Annotated in this window: 10 protein-coding genes and 1 pseudogene; 3 read left to right on the top strand and 8 right to left on the bottom strand. The window is 72.9% G+C overall.

The window, feature by feature from the left end; all coding sequences use genetic code 11:
- Positions 1 to 40 precede the first annotated feature (40 nt).
- Complete coding sequence (locus ACQP1P_RS34770) at positions 41 to 1,822, bottom strand: HEXXH motif domain-containing protein (RefSeq protein ID WP_433077527.1); 1,782 nt, start codon at positions 1,820 to 1,822, stop codon at positions 41 to 43.
- A gap of 11 nt (positions 1,823 to 1,833) precedes the next feature.
- Positions 1,834 to 2,946 (bottom strand): FxsB family cyclophane-forming radical SAM/SPASM peptide maturase, encoded by a 1,113-nt coding sequence (locus ACQP1P_RS34765; protein WP_433090222.1) that lies wholly within the window; start codon positions 2,944 to 2,946, stop codon positions 1,834 to 1,836.
- Positions 2,947 to 3,165: 219 nt separating this feature from the next.
- Here ACQP1P_RS34765 and ACQP1P_RS34760 point away from each other — a divergent pair, with 219 nt between their 5' ends.
- Positions 3,166 to 4,056, top strand: coding sequence for an alpha/beta fold hydrolase (locus ACQP1P_RS34760; protein ID WP_433077525.1), 891 nt, complete (start codon positions 3,166 to 3,168; stop codon positions 4,054 to 4,056).
- 125 nt (positions 4,057 to 4,181) lie between these two features.
- On the opposite strand, the pseudogene fxsT reads toward ACQP1P_RS34760, so the two are convergent.
- Positions 4,182 to 7,727, bottom strand: a pseudogene (gene fxsT, locus ACQP1P_RS34755) (FxSxx-COOH system tetratricopeptide repeat protein); the annotation flags it as partial.
- 187 nt (positions 7,728 to 7,914) lie between these two features.
- On the opposite strand from fxsT, the gene ACQP1P_RS34750 reads away from it, so the two are divergent.
- Both ACQP1P_RS34750 and ACQP1P_RS34745 read left to right on the top strand, forming a co-directional pair.
- Positions 7,915 to 9,594: a RyR domain-containing protein gene (locus ACQP1P_RS34750; protein ID WP_433077523.1), complete on the top strand. Its 1,680-nt coding sequence runs from the start codon at positions 7,915 to 7,917 to the stop codon at positions 9,592 to 9,594.
- A gap of 13 nt (positions 9,595 to 9,607) precedes the next feature.
- Entirely contained in the window at positions 9,608 to 10,084 is a 477-nt protein-coding gene (locus ACQP1P_RS34745) for a hypothetical protein (protein ID WP_433077521.1), read from the top strand.
- A 116-nt stretch (positions 10,085 to 10,200) separates the two neighbouring features.
- On the opposite strand, the gene ACQP1P_RS34740 is transcribed toward ACQP1P_RS34745, so the two are convergent.
- Genes ACQP1P_RS34740 through ACQP1P_RS34720 form a run of 5 tightly spaced genes read right to left on the bottom strand, consistent with a single transcriptional unit; the run spans position 10,201 to position 14,956 of the window.
- Positions 10,201 to 10,788 (bottom strand): hypothetical protein, encoded by a 588-nt coding sequence (locus ACQP1P_RS34740; protein WP_433077519.1) that lies wholly within the window; start codon positions 10,786 to 10,788, stop codon positions 10,201 to 10,203.
- 3 nt (positions 10,789 to 10,791) lie between these two features.
- Positions 10,792 to 11,655: a carbohydrate ABC transporter permease gene (locus ACQP1P_RS34735; protein ID WP_433077517.1), complete on the bottom strand. Its 864-nt coding sequence runs from the start codon at positions 11,653 to 11,655 to the stop codon at positions 10,792 to 10,794.
- 8 nt (positions 11,656 to 11,663) lie between these two features.
- Complete coding sequence (locus ACQP1P_RS34730; RefSeq protein WP_433077515.1) at positions 11,664 to 12,629, bottom strand: carbohydrate ABC transporter permease; 966 nt, start codon at positions 12,627 to 12,629, stop codon at positions 11,664 to 11,666.
- 13 nt (positions 12,630 to 12,642) lie between these two features.
- Positions 12,643 to 13,938 carry an ABC transporter substrate-binding protein gene (locus ACQP1P_RS34725; RefSeq protein WP_433077513.1) on the bottom strand — a complete coding sequence of 432 codons (1,296 nt, stop codon included), beginning with the start codon at positions 13,936 to 13,938 and terminating at the stop codon, positions 12,643 to 12,645.
- 37 nt (positions 13,939 to 13,975) lie between these two features.
- Positions 13,976 to 14,956 carry a LacI family DNA-binding transcriptional regulator gene (locus ACQP1P_RS34720; protein WP_433077511.1) on the bottom strand — a complete coding sequence of 327 codons (981 nt, stop codon included), beginning with the start codon at positions 14,954 to 14,956 and terminating at the stop codon, positions 13,976 to 13,978.
- Positions 14,957 to 15,125 lie beyond the last annotated feature (169 nt).

Genomic DNA, 15,125 nt, shown 5'->3' with positions numbered 1-15,125 from the left:
CTTCGGCTGGAAGTATTGCACAAGTGCGGGTCGCCGTGTATCAGGAACTCGTCGAGCCATCCGGCGGTTCCACCAGCTGTTTCAGCAGATCACTCGCGGGGTGGTCGGCACCGCCTGCACATTGCAGTTTGAGCACGACGTCCCGCAAGAGTTCCGGCCTGGTGGTAACGAGCCGGGTGGCCAGGTCGACACGACCCGGACGGTCGGCGAGCCCGGCCGCGAGGCTGCGGCTGACGGCCAGACCCACCCAGGCCTCGTCGTCGGCGGCGTCGGCGTCGAGCCGCTCCAGGAAGCTCCGCTCGGCGCCCGCGGCGTCGCCATTGAGCAACATCATCCCTGCTGCGGTCGAGTTGTGGCCAGAGGATGCCGGCGGCTCGGTCCGTCCGTCGAGCCATTGATGGAGTTCGCCGAGCAGGCCCGGCGCGTCGGCGGGCCGGGCGGCGGGGCCGGCGACGACGGTGCCGCGCCCGGCGATCGCTCCCAGGGGCTCGCCGGACCGCACGAAACTGAGGATTCGTTCAGTCTCGTCGGTCGCCGGACGGGCATTCAAGAGAAGCCATCGCGTCATTTGCGCGACGACGAACAATTGTGTCCGGGAAGCGATATCGGCAGCAATGTCTTCGGAATCCCAGGATTGCAGGGTGTCGTGCAGGAAACCGCAGAACCGCTCGCCGACGGGAGTCAATTCCCCACTCTGCGTCAGATCCTCGATGGCGATCCGATTCATGGCGCGCCAGTAGGCGAACTGGGCCGCGGCGCGCCGGGTGTCGCCGTCCGGGCCGTGGCGGCGCATGCGCCAGTAGTCGGTCACGCCCGTATGGGCGTAGATGCCCTGCAGCAGGGCGCCCGCCGGGCGGGGGTCCAGCCGCCAGGGCGCGTGCAGCCGCGCCGGGGACGAGCGGGGGTGCAGGTCGTGCAGGTCCAGCAGCGCGCCGAGCTTCGCGTGCATGTACTCGTGGAGCATCAGCAGGGCCAGGTCGGTCGCGGTGTCGGGGACGGACACGGCGATCGATCCGCACGCCTGCCGCGAGGCCGCGCTGATCATGTCCCCGTGGCCGGGGGTGGCCAGCGGTACCAGCGAGCGCAGGCTGTGCCGCATCGCCTCCGCGTGGCGCGGATGGTCGCGCTCGATCAGCCGCCAGGCCTCGCCGAGCAGCTTCGCCAGCTCGTCGGCCTGGACCGGGCCGAGCGTCGGCAGCGGCTGCCAGCCGTAGCAGTGCCGGTACGGGTCCTGGTCCTCGATCGCGAGCCGCCAGCCCGCGTCGAGCTCCACGGTGCGCCGCGGCTGCCAGCCCGGGCCGTCGCTCGCCACGACATGACCGTTCGAGCCGGTGAAGCGCACGCCGCCCGCGGTGCCCGCGCCGCGGGCCCGGGCCGGCCCGGCCCCGAGTCCCGTGGCGATGCCGAGGCCCGGGATCGTCGCGATGCCGTCGAGGACCGGCACCTCGATGTCGAAGGCGATGCCGGCCGCCACCGCGGCGGCCACCGCGTACGCGGCCAGATGGGCGAGGTCCGCGGCGGGGTCGACGTCGGCGCCCTCGCCGTGCTCCGCCAGCCGGTGCAGGCACAGCGTCGCCCACGCGTCCAGATGCGGGTGGGCCAGGACGGCGTCCACGGCGGCCGGGTGGGCGTCCTCGGCCCGCGCGAGCAGGTCCGCCGCGGCTCGGGTGCCGGCGGCGAACGGCGTCGGCCCGGCCGAGCGCAGCACCATGACGATCAACGCCCGCCGCTTGGCGAGCTGGCCGGCTTCCAGCACGGCCATGGCGCCCGCGTCGCCGTAGCCGGCCGCGATGTCGGCAAACTGCTCGGCGCTGAGCAGCATGCGATCCGTGTTCACTGAGCGAGCACCGCCGCGTTGTTCAGGTCGGCCCGCACGCGGTCGCCGATGTGGGTGATGAGGGCGAGCAGATCCTGGCAGTAGACCGACGGGTTGTCGAACCCGGTCTCCTCGGCGTAGCGGTGGGCGCGCAGGCCGCCGCCGCAGACGTTCACGACCGGGCACGAGCGGCACTGCTGCGACAGCCGGTAGGGCGCCGCGACGGCGAGGTGCTCGAGCACGTCGTCGAAGGTGTGCCCGGTGACGGACAGGCCGGTGGCGGGGCCGCCCTCGGCGGTCGTCTTGAGCGCGTCGGACTGCTCGTAGGCGCCGTCGGTCTCGACGGTCACGATGCCGAGCTGTTCACCCCCGAACGCCTCCGTCTGGCTCGGCAGGCCGAAGAGCCGGGCGATGATCGACTCGAACATCCGGACCCGGGTGGGCTCCGGCCGCTGGTCGTACCACCGGTCGAACACCCTGATCAGCCAGTGGCCGTAGGCGAGCGGCCGGTCGTGGTGCGGCGGCGGGTTGGTCCAGTTGCCGTGCGGCAGCAGCAGGTCCACCCGGGGCGGCCGGAAGTCGAGCAGGCCCCGCAGGACCTCGTCGGGATCGTTGTCGATGTCGATCGTGCACAGCAGGCCGCCGTAGATCTCGGCGTGCTCGGGCCGCATCAGCAGCTCGATGCCGGCGGCGATCCGGTCGTACGAACCGCGCCCGTTGGCGTAGCGGCGATGGCGGTCGGTGGCCGCCCGGCCGCCGTCGACGCTGACGCCGACGCGCACGCCGTATTCGTGGAACAGGGCCAGGAATCGCTCGTCGAGCAGGATGCCGTTGGTCTGCATGGAGAACCGGGTGGCGGGAAACGCGCCGCGAATCGCCGACAGGGCCGCCGCCACGCCGTCGTGACCGGCCAGCAGGGGTTCACCGCCGTGCAGGACCACCTGGAGGTCGCGCAGGTCGTGCCGGTGGGCGTGATCGTCGATGCGGCGGGCGATCTGTTCGATCGTCGCGGGGGCCATCGTCGTCGGCCGGCCCCGCCAGCTCTGGTCGATGCTCTCGTATACGTAGCAATAATCGCAGCTCAGATTGCATCGGCTGTGAATTTTTAAGATCAGTTGCCGCAGCGGCATACCCACTGGAGCATTCTTGGCGCCGCTCATTCGGATGTCCAGCGGAACGGCCAGATTGTACCTGCGAATCGTCACGCCGGGTGGTGTCCTCGCCAGTTCTGGCGAGGGCCGCGGCGCGCAGATGGCGAAACGACGTGCTGGCTGGGTGGCCGGTCGCCTCGTATCCTTACGATCCTGCGAACCCGGAAGAGATCGATCATGATGTCTGGGAGGGCGGTTGTGTCGGAGGTGCTCGAGCTGCCCGGCGGCCGGCGGATCTTCTACGCCGACTCCGGCAAGCGCGACGGGCGACCGGTGTTCCTGCACCACGGCACGCCCGGCAGCGCCGCCGGTCCCAAGCCGCGCGACTCGATCCTGTATCGCCACGGCGTCCGGCTCATCGCCTACTGCCGGCCGGGGTACGGCGGATCGTCGCGGCACCCCGGCCGCACCGTGGCCGACGCCGCCGGGGACGTCGCCGCCCTGGCCGACGCGCTCGGCCTGGACACGTTCGCGGTGCTCGGGCGCTCCGGCGGCGGCCCGCACGCCCTGGCCTGCGCGGCGCTGCTGCCCGATCGGGTCACCCGGGTGGCCGCCCTCGTCAGCGTCGCGCCGTTCGACGCGGTCGGGCTGGACTGGCTCGGCGACATGGTCCCGTCCAACCAGCGCGCCTGGCGCACGGCGGCGGTCGACGACGATCTCGTCGCCGAGCAGCTGCGGCTGCGGGTGAACCGGATTCGCGAGGACCCGGCCCACCTGCTGCGGCAGCTGCGCTCCGAGATGCCCCCGGCCGACCTGGACGTGGTCGGCGACGTCGCGATCGAGCGGCTGCTGCTGACCACCTACGCCAGCGCGCTGGGCGACGGGCCCGACGGCTGGATCGACGACCTGGTGGCGCTGCGGATCGACTGGGGCTTCCGGTTCGAGCACATCCGCGCGCCCGTCCGGCTGTGGCACGGGGCCGAGGACCGTTTCTCGCCGGTCAGTCACACGCGCTGGCTGGCCGATCGCATCCCGGGCGCCCAGCTGGAGGTCGAGCCGGGGGCCGCGCACTTCGGGGCGCTGCTGGTGATGCCGCAGATCATCCGCTGGCTGGCCGACTCCGACGACACGCCGCGGGCCGCCGCCTGAGGCGCTCAGCAGGGGTCGATCGGCCACAACGCATCGATTGTCGGATATGTGACAGTCGATGGCCGGGCCGTCGCCTGTCGCACCTGGGGGTGGTCCGCGCCGAGCCGCCGGCTCAGCCGGACGGCGAGCTCCCGGACGCGTTGCGGCGAGTCGTCGCTCCCGCCGGTCAGCAGCGCCTCGTTCAGGGCGGCCGCGAGCGCGTGCGGGTGGTTCGCCGGCAGCGCGGCGGCGGCGTCGGCCGCGGCCGCGGCCGCGCGGTCCAGCGCGTCCTCGCGCTCGCCGGCCGCCCACGCCACCAGCGCGAGGTTGGCCCGGGTGGCGACCGTTCGCGGGTGGCTCGCGCCGAGCAGGTCCAGGTAGCGCTGCTCGACGCCGGCGAGCTCGGCCCGCGCGCGCTCGACGTGCCCGGTGGCCAGCAGCGCCAGACCCCAGCTGTGCCGGCACATCACCGTGTCGGGCCCGGCCGGTCCCGACAGGTCGGCGAGGTGCTCGTAGGCCTCCTCGAGCAGCGGCGCGGCCTCGGCGGCCCGGCCGGCGCCGCGCAGCGACACCCCGAGGCTCATGCGCACCGTCAGCGCCGCTCGCGAACGGTCGCCGAACATCGCGGCGACCGCCGGCACCAGGGCCTGCAGCAGCTCGGCGGACTCGGCGAACTGCCCGGTGTCGCGCAGGTCCCGGCCCAGGTTGGCGGCCGTGCGCAGGGCCGCCGGATAGTGCTCCGGGCCCGGGAACGGCCGGAAGGTGCGGACGCGCTCGTCGCAGCGCCGCGCGGCCCGGTAGTGGCCGGCCGCCCGGTAGGCGCCGGCCAGCCCGGTGAGCGCGTTGAGGGTCTGCGCGTGCTCGGACCCGACCGTGCGCGCCCACGCCCGGTAGGTCGAGCGGGCCAGGTCCAGGGCTTCGGCGAAGCGGCCGAGCGCGCGCAGGTCCGCCGCCAGCCGGTTGCGGGTGGTGAGCGTCGCGGTGTGGTGCCGCCCGAGCAGCCGCTCCTGCTCCGCGGCCACCTGCTCGTTGAGGCGCAGTGCCTCGGCGTAGCGGCCCTGGTCGCGCAGCAGCGCGGCGCGCACGCCCCGCATCTGCAGCAGCTGGCGCTCGTCCCGCGGACCGGCCCACGCCGCCTCCGCCGCCCGCGCCAGCCGCTCGCCCGCGACCGCCTGCCCCGCGTGACGCATCCGGCGAACCCGGTCGACGATCAGGCCGCGCACCGCCTCCTCGCGGCAGGAGGCGGCGCTCGTGATCGCCAGGTGCGGCCAGATCATCTCGAACTGCGGCCAGGAGCGCGGATCCTCGACGTCGTGGGGCCTCGCCAGCCCGGCCAGCACCAGGTGGACCTGATGGCGGGCCTCCCGCAGGTCGTCGGCGGACATGCGCGCCCGGACCACCCGCTGCACCAGCGGGTGCATCTGGATGCGCCCGGCCGGGAGATCGGGGCGCAGCAGGCCGAGCCGGCTGATCTGCTGGACCAGGGAGGCCGGCATGAGCCGGTCGTTGACGGCGGCCTCGTACGGGTTGAGCACCTCCGCCATCACGTCGCTGTAGACCAGGTCGGTCGCCGTCTCCCGGCCGAGCACCGAGAACAGCTGCAGCAGCCGGTAGCCGCCCGGGGACCGCTCCGCCAGCCGGGCCAGCTCCCGGTCCCAGCGCCGCTCGACGCCCGGCAGCTCCAGCGTGCCGTTGCGCGCGCGGGCGACCTGCTCGGCCATCCGATCGCCGCCGGACGCCAGCCGGGCGGCCGTCTCCGCCACCGCCAGCGGCAGGTCGCCGACGGCCTCGGCCAGGGCATCGGCGTCGGACGGCGGCAGGTCGGGCAGGCGCCGGCTGAGGTACACCATGCTCTCGTAGCGGTTGAACACGTTGACGGCGACCGAGTCGAAGCCACCGCCCCAGGACAGGTTGCGCGACGTGATCAGCACCTGGCCCGGGCCCTGCGGCAGGAAGTCGCGCACTTGGTCGTGCTCGTCGGCGTCGTCGAGGACGATGAGCCAGCGCCGGAAGGGCTCGCCGCGCCGCAGCGCCCCGAGGATCGCCGGGGTGGCCGCGCCCGGCCCGGTCCCGGCCGGCACGCCCAGCGCGCGGGCGAGGCCGGGCAGCCCGTCGTCCAGCGCGCCGCAGTCGAGCCACCAGACCAGGTCGTAGGCGGTGCGGAAGCGGTAGGCGTACTCCAGCGCGAGCGTCGACTTCCCCGAGCCGTCCAGCCCGTGCAGCACGACGGGCGGCGCCTGGCGCGGGTCGGCGTACCCCTCCGCCCGCAGCCGGTCCCGCAGGACGGCGAGATCGTTCGTGCGGCCGAGGAAGTCCCGCGGCCGCGGCGGGGCGCAGAAGTGGGCCGGCTCCTGGCCCGGATACCGCAGCGTCCCGACCGGCGGCTGCTCGGCCTGGCCGACCAGGCGCAGCAGCTCCCGGGTGGCCGCCGCCTCGGGCAGGCCGTGCAGGCGCGCCGAGGTCGGCTCCGGGTAGGCGGGCAGGGCGCGGATGTCCTCGGTGTAGACGGCCAGGGGTGGCCGTCCCCGCCGGCTCGCGGGCCGGCGGCGTGCCTCCGCCGCGGCCGGCCCGTCCGAGATGACGGCCAGCTCCCGGGCCGCCGTGGCCGGCCGGCCACCGGGTTCGGCGTCGGCGAGGTCGGCGTGCAGGACGCTCACGCCGGCGGCGGACAGGGTCGCGGTGATCCACTCCGCCCACATGCGGTCCTCGGGGGCGTGGCGCAGCAGGACCCGGTCCTCGCGCGTGGCGGTCAGGCGCAGGTAGTGCGCCGCGGCGCGGTACCGCACCCCCTCGTCCAGCGGCGGCAGCGCCTTCACGGTGCCGTCGGTCAGGTACCACACCAGCCGCTCGTACGCCGTCAGCAGCGAGTCCGGCTGCCCCGGCAGGTCCATGAGCGTCGCCAGCGTCTCCTCGTAGGCGTAGGCGGACTGATACGGCACCTGCACGTCGCGCCAGTAGATCTCCCGCTCCTCCGCGTTCAGGCCGGCGGGCAGGCCGGACAGGCGCTCGCGGGCGGCGCGGCGGCCGGCCTCGGCGCGGGGGCGGTCGGCCGGGTCGACGCGCATCGGCACCGGCAGCACGCGCGGCGGATGCTCCGCGTCGCGGGTCGCGGCGGCGGCCCGGGCCGCGCCCTCGATGCTCTTGGCGCTGAGCGTGAAGCAGGCGAACACGTCGTCGGGCAGGTGCGCGAGGCAGATCTGGGCCAGGTCGCCCACGCCGGGCGGGCTGTCGATCAGGGTCCAGTCGTAGCGGGCGGTCATGTGCCGGCGCAGCGCGTCGAGGAACTCGCCGCCGCCCGCGCGGTAGAAGTCGTCCCAGTCCAGGCCGCCGAGGCCGCCGAGCGCGCCCGCGTAGGCCGCGTCCTGCCGCCCGGCCGGCAGGTAGTCGATGCCGCCCGCGAAGTGCGGCCAGTGCACCGGGACGGGCGGGGTGACGGCGAACGGGTCGACCGTCGCGCGCTCGAAGCGGCGGAAGAGGTCGGTCACGCCCCCGGACTGGTCCAGCTCGGCGGCGTCGAGGAACGGGTGGAGGTACCGATGCAGGCCGGGCGACTCGAGATCCCAGTCCACGACGAGGACCCGGTGCCCGGCCGCGGCCAGGATCCAGGCGGTGTTCGCCGTCGCCATGGTGCGGCCCGAGCCGCCGGCGAAGGAGTGGAACGTGACGACGCGACCCTCTGGCTGCTGCGGCACCCGTCGATACTCCCCGATGGACGGGCCCCGGCCCAAGGGATGCGGAGAAAATCCTCACGCATCGGCACCTGTCAGTAACGCTGCGATTACCGCACACTGGAAATCCATCCAATGCTGACAGTGGGGGTGCGCCGTGGTGGGGCCGGAACGGGGCGGTGGCCGGCCGGGCTGGATGATTCTGCGAACCGTGTTCGGCCTCGTGGGCATCGCCGCACTTGGGCTGGGGCTGATCGGGATGCACCAATTTCGCCCCGATCGCGACGGGCCCGACCAGTGGTACTACACCTTTCAGCTCTTCGTGCTCGGCTCCGACCCGCTGCAGCTGCCGGACAGCCCGCTGCCGTGGCAGCTGCAGGTCGCGCGGTTCCTGGCCCCGCTGTTCCTCGCCGCCACGGTGGTGGAGACGGCCCGCGTCCTGTTCGCCGGGGAGATGCGCCGGCTGCGCGCCCGCACCGCCCGCCGGCACGCGATCGTGTGCGGCGACACCCCCTTCGCCAAGGCCCTGGCCGCGCAGCTCTTCGCGACCGGCGAGCGGGTCGTGGTGGTGCGCTCCGCGCCCATCCGCCCGTTCGAGCTGCGGCACCGGCGCCTGCTCGGCGTGTCCGGCGACGCGCGCTCGCCCGAGGTGCTGCGGGCCGCGGGCCTGCGCCGGGCGCGGCACCTCTACGTCTGCGGCGACGACGACCAGTTCAACCACGCCGTGTCCGTGACGGCCGGCACCGAGCTGCAGCTGCGCCGCTCCTCGCCGTACATCTTCGTGCAGCTGCACCGCCAGCAGACCTGTCACCTGCTGCAGGCGCGGCGGCTCGGGGCGGCCGGCGCCAACCGCTTCCGCCTCGACTACTTCCACGTCGACGACGTCGCCGCGCGCATGTTGTACCGCCTCAACCCCCTGCATCCGCCCGCGTCCGGCGGCCCGCCGGTGCGGCTGCTCATCTCCGGCGACGGCTCGTTCCCGCGCGTGCTGCTGGTCGAGACGGCGCGGTACTGGCGCTCCGTCGGCGGCCACCCCGACCAGCTCGAGATCGACCTCATCGGCGCCGACGCGGGCCGCACCCTGGCCACCCTGCAGGCGCGGTTCCCGTTCCTCGCCGCCGTCTGCCGGGTCCGCGCCCACAACGAGCTGCTCGAGACCTGGCTGCCGCGCATCACCCGGCCCGCCCGCTACGACCGCATCCACCTGAGCCACCGCGACGAGTCGAAGATGCTCGACCTCGCGCTGGAGAGCACGGAGCTGTGGCAGGCGGTCTCCGACGCCGTCTTCGTGGCCACGTACGAGGCCACCGCCCTCGCCGACGCCTTCCACGGCGGGGAGCACAACGACCTGCTCGACGAGGTCGCGGGCAGGCTGCGGATCTACCCGATCATCACCCGGGCGTGTGACGCGCGCCTGATCGCCGACGACCTGACCGAGCGCCTGGCGAGGCGCTTCCATCAGCGGTACCTCGAGATCGCCCGCAGCTCCGCCAGCCCGAGCAGCGCCGTGGCCTGGTCGCAGCTGTCGGAGTCGATGCGCAACGCCAACCGGGCGCAGGTGCAGGGGATCGCGGCCAAGATGCAGAAGATCGACTGCGTGATCGCCGTGCGCAACGGCGAGGACGGGCTCATCACCGAGAGCGAGCTGGAGGTGCTGGCCGAGCTCGAGCACCGGCGGTGGTGCGAGGAGCGGGCCGGGCAGGGGTGGCGCCACGCCGAACGGCGCGACGAGCGCCGGAAACGGCATCCGGACCTGGTCGCGTGGCAGGATCTCGGCGAGACGGGCCGCGCGAAGGCCCTCGACGCCGTGCGGTACATGACGGAGATGCTCGCGGACGAGGGCTTCACGATCGTCCGGCTCAACGAACCGATCCGCGCGACGACCGTCTGACTGGGAGGCCGCCATGCGCATCGGCATCACGGGGCACACGAACCTCACCGACGCCGGCGCGGAACGCATCTACCGGGCGCTCGTGCAGCACCTGCGCTCGCGCGACGACGGCGAGCTCGTCGGCGTGACGTGCCTGGCCGACGGCGCCGACCAGCTCTTCGCCCGCGCGGTGCGCGAGGTCGGCGGCGTCTACGAGGTCGTGCTGCCGGCGCCGGACTACCGCCGCGTGGTGCCGATCGAGCGCCGCCGCGACTTCGACGCGCTGCTGGCGGGCGCCCGCAAGATCCTGCCCACCGGCGAGGCGCGCTCGGGCCGGGCCGCGTACGTCGCCGCGAACCGCATCATGCTCGGCCGCGTGCAGGAGCTGATCGCGGTGTGGGACGGGCTGGAGCACGGGGACCCGGGCGGCACCGCGGACGTGGTCACCCGCGCCCGCGCCGCGGATCTGCCGATGACCGTGATCTGGCCGGCGGGCGCCGAGCGGGCCTGACGCCCGGGCGGCGCACGCGGGGCCGCGGCCCGGGTAGCTCACGCGCGTCGGAGGCCCGGGCGGCGCAAGCGCGGCTGAGGCCCGGGCGGCGCACGCGCGGCTGAGGCCGGGGCGGCTCAGGCGGGGCTCGGGGCCCGCACGAGTCGGGCGGTCACCGCGTGCGCCGCGTACAGGGTGTAGCCGACGAGCAGCGGCGCCGTCAGGGGGACGAAGACCGCAAGCACGGCGGCGACGGCCGACACCCCGGCCACCGCCGCCGCCGCGCCCGGTTGCCGCCATGCCGTGCGGCCGGCCCAGCGCAGGGCGTCGCGCCACCCGGCCGGGGACGTGTCCCGGCCCAGGCGCACGACGCTGAGCATGCCGATCGCGAGCAGCACGGCGGCCGCGGCGCCGGTGCCGGCCAGCGCGGGTGACCCGCCCGGGACCCGGCCGGCGGCGACGGCGCCGACGTTGAAGACCAGCAGGAGCGCGCACCCCGCGGCCGCGGCCCCGGCGACCGCCCCGCGCAGCAGCGAGGCGCGGAACAGCCGCCCCATCGCGCGGAGGTCCACCTTCTCGCCGCGGCCGATCGCGTGGATCGCCGAGGAGCCGGTGCGGATCGCGGCGCCGGCCGTCACCAGCGGCGCCGAGGCGATGGTCACGGCGACGCCGACCAGCGCGACGTCCGCGGCGACGGTCACGGTCTCCAGCCAGTCGCGTTTCATGCGTCAGCCCTTCAGGCCCGAGGTGTTGATGCCCTCGACGAGCATGCGCTGGAAGGCCAGGAAGAACAGGAACACCGGCAGCAGGGAGAGGACCGACATCGCGAACATCGGGCCGACCGTGACCTGGCCCGAGGAGTCGATGAAGGCCCGCAGCGCGACGGGCACCGTGTTCTTCGTGGTCTCCGAGACGTACACCAGCTGACGGAAGAAGTCGTTCCACGTCCAGATGAACGAGAAGATCGCGGTGGTCACCAGCGCCGGGCGCGACAGCGGCAGGATCACGTTGCGGAACACCCCGAACGGGGAGCAGCCGTCGATCTTCGCCGCCTCGTCGAGCTCGCGCGGGATGCTCCGCATGAACTGGACCATGAGGAAGACGAAGAACGCCTCCGTGGCCAGGAAGTGCGGGACGACCAGCGGCAGGTAGGGGAAGTCGCCGCCGACCAGGCCCAGCTGCTTGAACAGGATGAACTGCGGCACGATGAGCACGTGGCCGGGCAGCAGCAGGGTCCCGATCATGATGGCGAAGAACAGCCGGCGGCCGCGGAAGCGCAGGCGCGCGAACGCGTACGCGGCCAGCAGGCACGAGGCCGCGTTGCCGACCACGACGAGCAGGGCCACCATCGTGCTGTTGAGGAAGAACCGGCCGAAGGTGACCGCGGCGCTCTTGAAGTGCGTCCAGCCCTGCGGGTAGTTGCCCGGCGTCCAGTGCTCCGGCCAGACGGAGGCGTTGCTGAGCACCTCCTGCTGGCTCTTGAACGAGCTGCCGAGCAGCCAGGCGAGCGGGTACAGGATGACGGCCAGCAGGGCCAGGATGACGACGAGCCGCAGGCTCCGCTTGGCTGAGCCCATCATTCGGCCCGTCATTCGGCCCATCATTCGTCCCCTCCGTCGGAGTAGTGCACCCAGAACCGCCCGGTGCTGAACAGCACCACCGTCAGCAGGCCGATCGCGGCGAGGAACACCCAGGCGAGGGCGGACGCGTAGCCCATCTCGTAGTCGGTGAAGGCCTTGATGTACAGGTACAGCGTGTACATCAGGGTGGAGTCCACGGGGCCGCCGGTGCCGCCGGAGATCACGAACGCCCCGGTGAAGCCCTGGAAGCCGTGGATGGTCTCCAGCACCAGGTTGAAGAAGATGACCGGCGACATCATGGGCATCGTGACCGACAGGAACTTCCGCCAGGCCCCGGCGCCGTCGACCGACGCGGCCTCGTAGAGCTCGGCCGGCACCTGCTTGAGGCCGGCCAGGAAGATGACCATCGGCGCGCCGAACTGCCAGACCGCCAGCAGGATCAGGGTGCCCAGCGCCCAGTCGGGGTCGTTGACCCAGCCCGGGCCGTGGACGCCGAAGAGCCCCAGCAGGCGGTTGAACGAGCCGTCGCGGTTGAACATCGAATACCACACGAAGCCCAGCGCCACGCTGCCGCCGAGCAGCGACGGCAGGTAGAACAGGCCGCGGAAGAACCCGACGCCGCGCATGCCGCGGTTGAGCAGCAGGGCCACGGCGAACGCGGCCGCGAGCTTGAGCGGGACCGAGATGATCCCGAACAGCACCGTCACCGTGACCGCGTGCCAGAACGCGGGGTCCGCGGTGAACATCCGCCGGTAGTTGTCGAGGCCGACGAAGTGCAGCTCCGAGAAGTCCGAGAGGATGTCGTAGTCGGTGAAGCTCAGCACCAGCGAGCCCAGCATCGGCAGGAGCGTGAACGCCCCGAAGCCGAGGAGCCAGGGGGAGAGGAAGACGTAACCGGCCCGGCCCTCGCGGCGGACCCCCCGCCCGGATCCCTGGGGGACCCGGACGGAGTGTCGCGCTGGCCGTTGCGTGGTCGTGAGCGCCACTGGAAGGGATTCCCTACTTGGAGATGGCCGTCTTCACGGCCGTGATGAACGCCTCGGCGGCCTGGGCGGAGGACGCCTTGCCGGTCTGCACCGACTCCGCGGCCTTGATCAGCTCCGAGCGCAGTGTGCTGTGCCCCTTGAGCGGCACCTGCGGCGACGGGCCGAAGGACTTGCCGAGCTGGTTCTCCACGTCGATGGAGGTCTTCATCGCCTTGTCGGTGACGGCGCTCTCGACGGTGGTGCGCACGTCCAGGTTGGACGGCAGGCCGCGGTCGGTGCCGAGGACCTTGCCGGCCTCGGGGTCGTTGGCCAGGAAGTTGATGACGTCGACGGCCACGTCCTTCTTGGAGCTGCCGCGGTACACCGAGAAGTACATCGACGCGCGCGCCCACTGGGCCTTCGGGTCGCCCGGGTACGCCACGACGCCGAGCTCGTCCTTGGTGTTCTTCTGCAGCTCCGGCAGCTGGTTCACCCACACCCAAGAGGTAAGGGCTTTCCCGGTGACCACGAGCTGCTTGGTGATGTCGGTCGCGTTGCCCTCCCGGATCACGTCCGGCGGCGGCGTCGCGTTCTTGTCCCGGGCGCCCTTCCACAGGTCGAACCAGGCGGTCACGTCCTGGGCGGTGAAGCCGAGATCCTTGCCCTTGTAGAGGTCCTTGCCCTGCTGGCGCAGCCACACCCAGAACGCCTTGTAGTCCGCGCTCGGGTCCTGCGTGCCGGCCGTCTTCGTGGCCGCCCCGGCCGCCTGGGCCCAGGCGATGAACTGCTCCCACGACATGCCGTTGGTCGGCAGCGGCTGGCCGGCGGCCTGCAGCTTGGTCTTGTTGAACACGAGGCCCTGGGTGTTCTCGCCGAACGCGACGCCGGCGAGCTTGCCGTCGACCTCGCCGTACTTCCAGAGGCTCTCGGGGAACTTCGACGTGTCCAGCTTGCCGGACTTCTGGTAGGAGCTGAGGTCCAGCGTGACGTTCCTCGACGCGTACTCGGTCAGGTAGTTGTCGTCGATCTGGAAGATGTCGGGCGCGGCGTTGCCGGCCGTGAGCGTGGCCAGCTTGTCGAAGTAGCCCTGGTTGGCCTGCCACGTCGTCTTGAACGTGACGTTCGGGTGCTTCGCGGTGTACAGCTTCAGCGCGTCCTCGGTGAGCTTGGCGCGCGCGTCGCCGCCCCACCAGAAGAAGCTCAGCTCGACCGGCGCGGTGGAGTCCGCCGAGGGGGATGACCCGGCGTCGTCACCGCAGGCGGCGAGGGGCACGAGCAGAGCGGCCGCGGCGGCTGCGGCGAGCAGCCGGCGGCGAGAGGTTCCGGACATGAAAATTTCACTCCTAGGCATCGGCCGCGAGTGGGGTTCAGACCGGAGCGGGGCCGGTCGAGTCGCGGATGACCAGTTGGGTCTGGAGCGTGACGAGTGCGGTGGAGCGGTGTTCTTCGTCGTGGTGCAGCAGCAGGTCCACGGCCGCCCGGCCGGCGGCCGCGGTCGGGGTCGCCACGGTGGTGAGCTTCGGGCGCACCAGCCGGCTGAGCATGATGTCGTCGATGCCGACGACGCTGAGCGCATCCGGCACGCGCACCCCGCGGTCGTGCAGGGCCTCCAGCAGGCCGATCGCCATGAGGTCGTTGTAGACCAGCACGGCGGTCGCCCCGGTGGCCAGCACCGCCTCGCAGGCGGCCGACCCGGCCGCCTCGGTGGGCTGGTAGGGGCCCAGGACCGTGAGCGTGGCCCCGGCTGCCTTGGCCGCCGCGGTCGCGCTGCGGCGGATCTCCCGGTTGGTCCACGAGCCCCGCGGCCCGCCCAGCAGGGCGATGGCGCGGTGCCCGAGGCCCGCCAGGTGTTCGATCGCGGTCCGGGCGCCGTCGGCGACGTCCATCACGACCGCGGGAAGCCCCTCGACGGGCCGGTTCACCACGACGAGGGGCACCTCCTTGCGGAGCTTCTCGATCAGGTCGTTGCTCATGCGCGGGCTGCACAGCAGCACGCCGTCGACCTGCTTGGCGAGGGCGTGGACGAGTTGCTCCTCGGCCACGGGGTCCTCATTGGTGTCGGCGACGAAGAGGTGGTAGTCGCGCTGGCGCGACTGGGACTCGGCGGCCTTGATGAGCGGGGGGAAGAACGGGTTGGCGATGTCCGCGACGATCAGGCCGATGTTGTGCGTCCGGCCGGTGATCAGTGCGCGGGCCGCCCGGTTGGGGCGGTAGCCGAGGCTCTCCGCGGTGGACAGCACCCGGCTGCGGGTGTCGGGATTGACGAGGTGCGGCGCCGAGAACGTGCGCGACACGGTGGAGACATGGACGCCGGAGGCGCGGGCGACATCTCGGATCGTGGCGGGCACGTGGAGTCCTCTCGGGGCGGCGGCAGCGGTGGCCCGTCCGGGAACGGCCGGGGTGCAGGCGTCCACGGAAGGGGTGACCTGGGTCACCGCAGTGGTGCCAATTATGCAAACGTTTGCTCCGCTGTCAACGCCCCTCGATGCGATCACGTCGACGGTATTGACCGGACGA

The sequence above is a fragment of the Dactylosporangium sp. CA-052675 genome, from assembly GCF_050947935.1.
In the GTDB taxonomy this organism is placed as follows: domain Bacteria; phylum Actinomycetota; class Actinomycetes; order Mycobacteriales; family Micromonosporaceae; genus Dactylosporangium.
Note: the sequence above shows the minus strand (reverse complement) of the source record. Positions and strands in the feature narration are given on the sequence as shown.